The organism is Streptomyces sp. Isolate_45, assembly GCF_024721315.2.
Lineage (GTDB): Bacteria > Actinomycetota > Actinomycetes > Streptomycetales > Streptomycetaceae > Streptomyces.
In genome coordinates this window covers 1-8,934 of the sequence record NZ_JANFAK020000241.1, presented here as the reverse complement: position 1 = coordinate 8,934, position 8,934 = coordinate 1, and the positions used below count along the sequence as shown (strand labels likewise).

Annotated in this window: 9 protein-coding genes; 6 read left to right on the top strand and 3 right to left on the bottom strand. The window is 72.7% G+C overall.

Translation table 11 applies throughout. From position 1 onward, the window contains the following. Window positions 1-63: 63 nt before the first annotated feature. Genes NOD94_RS38400 through NOD94_RS38390 form a run of 3 tightly spaced genes read right to left on the bottom strand, consistent with a single transcriptional unit; the run spans window position 64 to window position 3,058 of the window. Window positions 64-1,062: an acyl-CoA dehydrogenase family protein gene (locus NOD94_RS38400; RefSeq protein ID WP_281210886.1), complete on the bottom strand. Its 999-nt coding sequence runs from the start codon at window positions 1,060-1,062 to the stop codon at window positions 64-66. After that, window positions 1,062-2,207 (bottom strand): acyl-CoA dehydrogenase family protein, encoded by a 1,146-nt coding sequence (locus tag NOD94_RS38395; RefSeq protein ID WP_281210885.1) that lies wholly within the window; start codon window positions 2,205-2,207, stop codon window positions 1,062-1,064. The genes NOD94_RS38400 and NOD94_RS38395 overlap by 1 nt, the downstream gene beginning before the upstream one ends. Further along, window positions 2,207-3,058, bottom strand: a complete 852-nt coding sequence (locus NOD94_RS38390; RefSeq protein WP_281210884.1) for an enoyl-CoA hydratase — start codon at window positions 3,056-3,058, stop codon at window positions 2,207-2,209. Before NOD94_RS38390 ends, NOD94_RS38395 begins: the two co-directional genes overlap by 1 nt. Before the next feature lie 46 nt (window positions 3,059-3,104). Here NOD94_RS38390 and NOD94_RS38385 point away from each other — a divergent pair, with 46 nt between their 5' ends. From NOD94_RS38385 to NOD94_RS38360, 6 genes are all read left to right on the top strand, one after another. Next, window positions 3,105-4,253: an acyl-CoA dehydrogenase family protein gene (locus NOD94_RS38385; protein WP_281210883.1), complete on the top strand. Its 1,149-nt coding sequence runs from the start codon at window positions 3,105-3,107 to the stop codon at window positions 4,251-4,253. Continuing rightward, entirely contained in the window at window positions 4,250-5,032 is a 783-nt protein-coding gene (locus NOD94_RS38380; RefSeq protein ID WP_281210882.1) for an SDR family oxidoreductase, read from the top strand. Before NOD94_RS38385 ends, NOD94_RS38380 begins: the two co-directional genes overlap by 4 nt. A gap of 15 nt (window positions 5,033-5,047) precedes the next feature. After that, window positions 5,048-5,686: a TetR/AcrR family transcriptional regulator gene (locus NOD94_RS38375; RefSeq protein WP_281210881.1), complete on the top strand. Its 639-nt coding sequence runs from the start codon at window positions 5,048-5,050 to the stop codon at window positions 5,684-5,686. 19 nt (window positions 5,687-5,705) lie between these two features. Next, window positions 5,706-6,863 (top strand): acetyl-CoA C-acetyltransferase, encoded by a 1,158-nt coding sequence (locus NOD94_RS38370; protein ID WP_281210880.1) that lies wholly within the window; start codon window positions 5,706-5,708, stop codon window positions 6,861-6,863. 253 nt (window positions 6,864-7,116) lie between these two features. Beyond that, a complete protein-coding gene (locus NOD94_RS38365) occupies window positions 7,117-7,320 on the top strand; it encodes a cold-shock protein (RefSeq protein ID WP_030010141.1) in 204 nt (67 codons plus the stop codon). Between the two features lie 123 nt (window positions 7,321-7,443). Further along, window positions 7,444-8,934: DEAD/DEAH box helicase (locus tag NOD94_RS38360; RefSeq protein WP_281210879.1), on the top strand; the 1,491-nt coding region annotated here is incomplete at its 3' end.

Sequence of the window (8,934 nt, the reverse complement as noted above, 5' to 3'; positions counted from 1 at the left end):
CCGCCGCCCGCATCGCCCCGGTCGACGCCGGGCCGGGCCGTACTCCACCGCACCGCCCCCGGGCTACCGCCCCCGGGCGGTGTACCCCCGCAGTACCTCCGCCCGGCAGGCGGCGGGTGTGCCCCAGGCGTCGCGCAGGGGGCGGGCCTTGCGCAGCCACAGGGACAGGTCCAGCTCCTGCGTGTAGCCGATCGCGCCGTGCACCTGGAGCGCCGTCAACGCCGCCCCGTACGCCGCCTCCCCGGCGGTGAGCTTCGCCGCCGCGACCTCGCCCGGATCCAGCGACAGCGCCGCCGCCCGGACCAGCGGGCGGGCGAACTCCAAGGCCAGCAGGGTGTCCGCCAACCGGTGCTTCACCGCCTGGAAGCCGCCGATCGGCGTCCCGAACTGGCAGCGCCGCTTCGCGTACTCCACCGTGTCCGCCAGCAGGGTCTCGCCGAGGCCCAGGCACTGCGCCGCCGTCAGCAGCCGCGCCCAGCGCAGCGCCTCCTCGGCCGCCGCGGTGACGGCCGGGCCCGCCGCGAGCAGTTCGCCGCCCGCCGGCGCCGACAGCCGGCGGGCCGGGTCGAGGGAGGCGAGCCGCTCGCCGGGGACGTCCGCCAGCCGCAGCTCGCCCGCCGCGGACACGGTGAAGCGGTACGCCGCCGCGTCCGCGTCCAGGGCGTACGGGGAACAGCCCGGCAGGGTCAGCGTGGCCAGGGCCCCGCCCGAGACCAGCCCCGGCAGGAACCGCTTCGCCTGCGCGTCGTCCCCCAGCCGGGCGAGCAGCACCGACGCGGCCGCGCTCTCCACGACCGGCCCCGCCACCCCCGCCCGCCCCAACTCGACGAACCCCAGAGTCAGTTCCACCGGAAGCGGCCCGAGGCCCCCGATTTCCTCGTACGCCTCCGGCACGGCCAGCGCGAACAGGCCCGTGTCCGCGAGCCGGGACCACAGTGCCCGTCCCGGTCCGTGGTCCCCGTCCGCCCAGGCCCGTACCGTCGCCGGTACGGCGGCCGCGCCGAGCAGGGAGCGCAGCGTACGGGCGAAGTCCGACTGCTCGTCGGTCGGCTGGAAGCGCATCAGCGGCGGCCCTTCGGGAGGCCGAGCAGCCGCTCGGCGATGATGTCGCGCTGGATCTCGTTGGTGCCCGCGTAGATCGGCCCGGCCAGCGAGAACACCCACGGCTCGGCCCACGGGCCGTCCGCCAGCTCCGCGTCCGGACCGAGCAGGTCCAGGGCGGTCTCGTGCAGGGCGATGTCGTACCGGGACCAGAACACCTTGTTAAGGCTGGACTCGGCGCCGATCGCGGAGCCCGCCGCGAAGCGGGTCGCGCCCGCCCAGGTGAACAGCTCGTAGGCGCGCGCCCCGACCACCGCGTCCGCTACGCGGTCGCGCAGCGCGGTGTCGGCGGGATCGCCGGCCTCCTCCCAGAGATCCACCAGGCGCCCCGCCGCCGCGAGGAAGCGGCCGGGGGAGCGCAGGGTCAGCCCCCGCTCGTTGCCGGTGGTCGACATCGCGATCCGCCAGCCCTGGCCGGGCTCCCCGATGACGTCCTCGTCCGGTACGAAGACCCGGTCGAGGAACAGCTCCGCGAAGGCGGGCTTCCCGTCGAGCCGCCCGATGGGCCGCACCGTCACGCCGGGCGCCCGCAGGTCGAACATCAGGTACGTCAGCCCCTGGTGCGGTTTCGGGGCGTCCGGGTCCGTGCGGAAGATCCCGAAGGCCCGGTCGGCGAAGGCGGCCCGCGAGGACCACGTCTTCTGCCCGGACAGCAGCCAGCCGCCCTCGGCGCGCACGGCGCGGGAGCGCAGCGACGCCAGGTCGGAACCGGACTCCGGCTCCGACCAGGCCTGCGCCCAGATCGCCTCGCCGCTCGCCATCGGGGGCAGCACCCGGGCCCGCTGCTCGGCGCTCGCGTGGTCGAAGAGGGTCGGGGCGAGCAGGCTGATGCCGTTCTGCGCGACCCGGCCGGGCGCGCCGGCCGCCCAGTACTCCTCCTCGAAGACCAGCCACCGCTCGATGTCCGCGCCCCGGCCCCCGTACTCCTCGGGCCAGGACACCGCCGACCAGCGGCCCGAGTGCAGCAGGGCCTCCCACGCGCGGTGCGCGGCGAAGCCCTCCTCCGTCTCCAGCGAGGGCAGGGGCCGGGCGGGGACGTGCGCGCGGAGCCAGGAGCGGGCCTCGGCCCGGAAGGCCTCCACGTCCGCCGAGTGATCGAGGTCCATCAGCCGTTCGCCTCCTTCATGGCGGCCACGTCCATGCCGCCGAGCGAGTCCGCCGCCGTCTCGGCGTTGTGGGAGTGCGCCAGGTGGTGCAGCCCGAACACCGAGTCCATGCCGGCGTGCAGGCCCTGGAGGTCCTCGGCCTGGTTGACGGCCCGCTTGGTCAGGGCCAGGCCGAAGCCGGGCATCTCCGCGATCCGCAGCGCCATCCGGTCGGTCTCGGCCTCCAGCGACTCCCGACCGACGACCCGGTTGACCATGCCGATCTCGTACGCGCGCCGGGCCGACATCCGGTCGCCGGTGTACAGGAACTCCTTCGCGATGCGGGGCGGCATCGCCCACGGGTGCGCGAAGTACTCGACGCCCGGGATGCCCATCCGCACCACGGGGTCCGCGAAGAAGGCGTCCTCGCTCGCGACGATCAGGTCGCACACCCAGGCCAGCATCAGCCCGCCCGCCACGCATGCCCCCTGGACCGAGGCGATCACCGGCTTGGGCAGCTCCCGCCAGCGCCGGCACATCCCCAGGTAGACCTCCGACTCCCGGGCGAAGCGGGACTCGGCGCCGGTGCGGGTGCTGTGGTCCCACCACAGTCCGGCCCGTCGTTCGAAGGGCAGGTGGGCGTCGCGTCCGGGGGTGCCGATGTCGTGGCCCGCGGAGAAGTGCTCGCCGGCGCCGGCCAGGACGATCACCTTGACCTCGGGGTCGTCGGCGGCCCGGTAGAAGGCCTCGTCCAGGGCGTAGGTCATCGCGCTGTTCTGGGCGTTGCGGTAGCGGGGGCGGTTCATGGTCACGTACGCGACCGGGCCGCGGCGCTCGTGGAGCACCGGCGCGGCGGAGTCGTCAGCGGGCATACCGACATCCTTCCCTAACAAGTGTTTGGTAGGTTAACGTACGGCCATGAGCAGCGTCGAGGAGTTCCGCACCGAGGTCCGGAGTTGGCTCCGCACCCACCTCACCGGGGAGTTCGCGGCCCTCAAGGGGCGCGGCGGACCGGGCCGCGAACACGAGGCCTTCGCCGAACGCCTCGCCTGGGAACGGCACATGGCCACCCACGGCTGGACCTGCGTCGGCTGGCCCGAAGCCCACGGCGGCCGCGGCGCGAGCACCGAGGAACAGCTCGCCTTCCACGAGGAGTACGCCCTCGCCGACGCCCCCGCCCGCGTCAACCACATCGGCGAACAGCTCCTCGGCCCCACCCTCATCGCCCGCGGCACCCCGGAACAGCAGCGCCGCTTCCTGCCCGCCATCCGCGCCGTCCGCGAACTGTGGTGCCAGGGCTACAGCGAGCCCGGGGCCGGATCCGACCTCGCGTGCGTCCGCACCCGCGCCGCCCTCCGCGACGGCGCCTGGATCGTGGACGGCCAGAAGACCTGGACCTCCCTCGCCCACGAGTCCCAGTGGTGCTTCGTCCTCGCCCGCACCGAACCGGGCTCCCGCCGCCACCGGGGCCTGTCCTACCTACTGGTCCCCATGGACCAGCCCGGGGTCGAGGTCCGGCCCATCACCCAGCTCACCGGCACCTCCGAGTTCAACGAGGTCTTCTTCGACGGCGCCCGCACCGACGCCTCCCACGTCGTCGGCGCACCCGGCGACGGCTGGGCCGTCGCCATGGCCACCCTCGGCTACGAACGCGGCGTCTCCACCCTCGGCCAGCAGGTCGGCTTCCGTCGCGAGCTCGAAGCCCTCGCCGACCTCGCCCGACGCAACGGCGCCCTCGCCGACCCGCAGGTCCGCGACCGCCTCGTCCAGGCCTGGATCGGCCTGGAGACCATGCGCGCCACCGCCCGACGACCCGGCACCGAACCCTCCACCGCCAAGCTGTACTGGGCCCGCTGGCACCGCGACCTCGGCGAGCTCGCCATGGACGTGCGCGGCGCCGCCTCCCTCGTCGCGAACGGCACGCACGGGGACCCGTACGACCTCGACGACCACCAGCGGCTCTTCCTCTTCTCCCGCGCCGACACCATCTACGCCGGCTCCGACGAGATCCAGCGCAACCTCATCGCCGAGCGGATCCTCGGCCTTCCCAAGGAGGTACGGGCGTGAACGCTCCCGACCACGTCGCCCCCCACGGACTCCTCGCGGACCGCACCGCCGTCATCACCGCCGCGGCCGGCGCCGGCATCGGCGGCGCCACCGCCCGCCGCTTCCTGGAGGAGGGCGCCCGCGTCCTCATCAGCGACGCCCACGCCCGCCGGCTCAAGGAGACCGAGGACTCCCTCGCCGCCGAGTTCGGCGCCGCCCGCGTCACCTCCCTGCCCTGCGACGTCACCGACGAGGAACAGGTCCGCGCCCTGTTCGCCCTCGCCGAGGAGACCCACGGCGGCCTCGACGTCGTCGTCAACAACGCCGGCCTCGGCGGCACCGCCGACCTCGTCGACATGAGCGACGAACAGTGGACGCGCGTCCTCGACGTCACCCTGAACGGCACCTTCCGCTGCACCCGCGCCGCCCTGCGCTCCTTCAAGGCCTCCGGCCGCCGCGGCGCCGTCGTCAACAACGCCTCCGTCGTCGGCTGGCGCGCCCAGCGGGGACAGGCCCACTACGCCGCCGCAAAGGCCGGGGTGATGGCCCTGACCCGCTGCGCCGCCCTGGAGGCCGCCGACTTCGGCGTACGCGTCAACGCGGTCGCCCCGAGCCTGGCCATGCACCCGCACCTGGTGAAGGTCACCAGCGAGGAACTGCTCACGGAACTCACCGCCCGCGAGGCCTTCGGCCGGTACGCCGAGCCCTGGGAGATCGCCAACGTCATCGTCTTCCTGGCGAGCGGCTACTCGTCGTACATGACGGGCGAGACCGTGTCGGTCAGCAGCCAGCACGCGTAGACCGAGAATGGGCCCGTGCCAACGAACAAGCCGACGAACCAGCAGACCGCCAAGAAGAAGCCGCAGGTGACCGCGTCACCCGAGCGGCGCCGCGAACTCCTCGACACCGCCGCCGAGGTCTTCGCCGCGCAGGGCTACAACGCCACCACCGTCCGGAAGATCGCCGACGCCGCCGGCATGCTCGCCGGCAGCCTCTACTACCACTTCGATTCCAAGGAATCGATGCTCGACGAGATCCTCTCCGCCTTCCTGAACGAACTCTGGCAGGGCTACGACACCGTCCTGGCCGCCGGACTCGGCCCCAGGGAGACCATCGAGGCCCTCGTCACCGAGTCCTTCCGGGAGATCGACCGGCACCGCGCCGCCGTCGCCATCTACCAGAAGGAAGCGCGCACCCTCTCCGCCCAGCCCCGCTTCCACTACCTCTCCGACTCGCAGCAGAAGTTCGAGAAGGCCTGGCTCGGGACGCTGGAGCGGGGGGTCGCGGCCAAGGTCTTCCGCGCCGACCTCGACATCCGCCTCACCTACCGCTTCGTCCGCGACACGGTGTGGGTCGCGGCGTCCTGGTACCGGCCCGGAGGACAGCACAGCCCCGAGGAGATCGCCCGCCAGTACCTGTCCATGGTGCTCGACGGGATCGCCCTGCGTACCTGACCCGAACAGAGGAGACCCGATGCCCGAGGCCTACATAGTCGAAGCGGTCCGCACCCCGGTGGGGCGGCGCGGCGGCGGCCTGTCCGCGGTCCACCCCGCCGATCTCGGCGCGCACGTGCTGAAGGCGCTGGTCGAACGCTCCGGGATCGACCCGGCTGCCGTCGAGGACGTGGTGTTCGGCTGCCTCGACACGGTCGGACCGCAGGCCGGGGACATCGCCCGGACGGCCTGGCTCGCGGCGGGCCTGCCGGAGGAGGTCCCCGGCGTCACCGTCGACCGCCAGTGCGGCTCCTCGCAACAGGCCGTGCACTTCGCGGCCCAGGGCGTCCTGTCCGGCACCCAGGACCTGGTGGTCGCGGGCGGCACCCAGAACATGTCGATGATCCCGATCGCCTTCGCCTCCCGACAGGCGGCGGAACCACTGGGCCTCACCGAGGGCCCCTACGCCGGCTCGGCCGGCTGGCGCGCCCGCTACGGCGACGCCCCCGTCAACCAGTTCCACGGGGCCCAGCTCATCGCCGAGAAGTGGGGCATCACGCGCCGCGACATGGAGGAGTTCGCCCTCCGGTCCCACCAGCGGGCCCTGCGGGCCATCGACGAGGGCCGCTTCGAACGGGAGACCGTGCCGTACGGGGACGTACGCGTCGACGAGGGCCCGCGCCGCGACACCACCCTGGAGAAGATGGCCGGCCTGAGGCCCGTCGTCGAGGGCGGCACCATCACCGCGGCCGTCTCCTCCCAGGTCTCCGACGGAGCGGCGGCGATGCTGATCGCCTCCGAGCGGGCCGTCCGCGAACACGGCCTGCGGCCGCGCGCCCGCATCCACCACCTGTCCGTACGCGGCGAGGACCCGATCCGCATGCTGTCGGCCCCGATCCCGGCCACCGCGCACGCCCTGAAGAAGACCGGCATGTCGCTCGCCGACATCGACCTGGTCGAGATCAACGAGGCCTTCGCCCCCGTGGTCCTGGCCTGGCTGAAGGAGACGGGGGCCGACCCCTCCCGGGTGAACGTCAACGGCGGCGCCATCGCCCTCGGCCACCCGCTGGGCGCCACCGGCGTCAAACTGATGACCACCCTCCTGCACGAACTGGAACGCACCGGAGGCCGCTGGGGCCTCCAGACCATGTGCGAGGGCGGGGGACAGGCCAACGTGACGATCATCGAGCGGCTGTAACGTCCGGGCCGCTCCTCGACCCCCTCCCGGGCCGCTTCCCACGGCCCGTCCCGACCTGCTCCGGAAGCCTTCCGGAGCAGGTCACACGCCCGGGGCAGCGCTCACCGCTGGACGTGTGCTAGCTTAGAGCTCGTTGCAGTTGTGGTACCCATGAACTTTATGTGCGCCTGACGGGAATGCTCCGACAGGCGCTTTAATTGTTTTTACCGGAGTCTCCGGATGGGGCCCTTGCCGCCTATTCAGGAGATTCAAAATGGCACTTGGCACCGTGAAGTGGTTCAACTCGGAAAAGGGCTTCGGCTTCATCGAGCAGGACGGTGGCGGTCCGGACGTGTTCGCCCACTACTCGAACATCGCCACCCAGGGCTTCCGTGAGCTCCAGGAGGGCCAGCGCGTGTCCTTCGACGTCACCCAGGGTCAGAAGGGCCCCCAGGCGGAGAACATCATCCCCGCCTAATTCCTTCAGCATGCCGGGGTCCGCGCCGTGAGGTGCGGGCCCCGGCTTGTCTGCTGTCTCGACCGCGTTCGCACGACCGTGTTTTAGCGTTTTACCTGCCGGTATCAGGAGGGCACTTTCCGCATGACCAGCTCCAGCTCCGCACGACCCAGCCGCCGCCCCACCCGGGGTCGAGGTACGGCCCAGGGGCGTCCGAAGGCTGGCGCGGGACGGCAGAAGTCCGCCCCCGTAGCCCGGCCGCAAGAATTCACCATGCCCGAACCGCTGACCCCGGCCCTGCCGCCGGTCGCCGCGTTCGAGGACATGGACATGCCCGAGGCGCTGCTGAAGACCCTCGCGGCCCAGGGCGTGACCGAGCCCTTCCCGATCCAGGCCGCGACGCTGCCGAACTCCCTCGCCGGCCGTGACCTGCTCGGCCGCGGCCGCACCGGATCCGGCAAGACGCTGGCCTTCGGCCTGGCCCTGCTCTCCCGCACCGCCGGCCGCCGCGCGCAGCCGAAGGCGCCGCTCGCGATGGTCCTCGTACCGACCCGCGAGCTCGCGCAGCAGGTGACCGACGCCCTGGCCCCGTACGCCACGGCCGTCAACCTGCGCATCGCGACCGTCGTCGGCGGCATGTCGATCAACCGGCAGTCCGGCGCCCTGCGCCGCGGCGCCGAGGTGCTCGTCGCCACCCCCGGCCGCCTGAAGGACCTCATCGACCGCGGTGACGCCGACCTCTCGCAGGTCTCCATCACGGTCCTCGACGAGGCCGACCAGATGACCGACATGGGCTTCATGCCGCAGGTCACCGCGCTCCTCAAGCAGGTCGAGCCCGAGGGCCAGACCATGCTGTTCTCGGCGACGCTCGACAAGAACATCGACAAGCTCGTCAAGATGTTCCTGCACGACCCGGTCGCCTTCTCCGTCGACCCGTCCGCCGGCGCGGTCAGCACGATGGAGCACCACGTCCTGTACGTCATGGACGAGACCGACAAGAAGGCCGTGGCCACGCGCATAGCCGCTCGCGACGGCCGGGTGATCATGTTCGTCGACACCAAGCGCGGGGTCGACCGCATGGTCAAGAAGCTCCTCGCCGACGGCGTCCGCGCCTCCGGTCTGCACGGCGGCCGCTCGCAGCCGCAGCGCAACCGCACCCTCGACTGGTTCAAGACGGGCGAGGTCACCGCGCTGGTCGCCACCAACGTGGCCGCGCGCGGCATCCACATCGACGACCTCGACCTCGTCGTCAACGTGGACCCGCCGACCGACCACAAGGACTACCTGCACCGCGGCGGCCGCACCGCCCGCGCCGGCGAGTCCGGCAGCGTCGTCACCCTGGTCCTCCCCGACCAGAAGCGCGACATGACCCGCCTGATGTCGGACGCCGGCATCTCCCCGCGCACCGCGCAGATCAAGTCCTCCGACGAGGAACTGTCCCGCCTCACCGGCGCCAAGGCGCCCTCGGGCATCCCCGTGGTGCTGGAGGTGCCGCAGGCGACCCCGCCGAAGCAGCGCACCGGCTCGGGCAACGGCAACGGCGGCGGCTCGCGCCGTCGTTCCGGTGCTCCGCGCACCGGTGCCGCCACGGGCGGCGCCCCGGCGGCGGGCGGCCGCGGCCGTCGTGCCGGTTCG

Bases quoted from the DNA above. Each gene is read 5' to 3' on its own strand.
- NOD94_RS38400 (WP_281210886.1), bottom strand. From the start codon at position 1,062: ATGCGCTTCCAGCCGACCGACGAGCAGTCGGACTTCGCCCGTACGCTG.
- NOD94_RS38395 (WP_281210885.1), bottom strand. From the start codon at position 2,207: ATGGACCTCGATCACTCGGCGGACGTGGAGGCCTTCCGGGCCGAGGCC.
- NOD94_RS38390 (WP_281210884.1), bottom strand. From the start codon at position 3,058: ATGCCCGCTGACGACTCCGCCGCGCCGGTGCTCCACGAGCGCCGCGGC.
- NOD94_RS38385 (WP_281210883.1), top strand. From the start codon at position 3,105: ATGAGCAGCGTCGAGGAGTTCCGCACCGAGGTCCGGAGTTGGCTCCGC.
- NOD94_RS38370 (WP_281210880.1), top strand. From the start codon at position 5,706: ATGCCCGAGGCCTACATAGTCGAAGCGGTCCGCACCCCGGTGGGGCGG.
- NOD94_RS38365 (WP_030010141.1), top strand. From the start codon at position 7,117: ATGGCACTTGGCACCGTGAAGTGGTTCAACTCGGAAAAGGGCTTCGGC.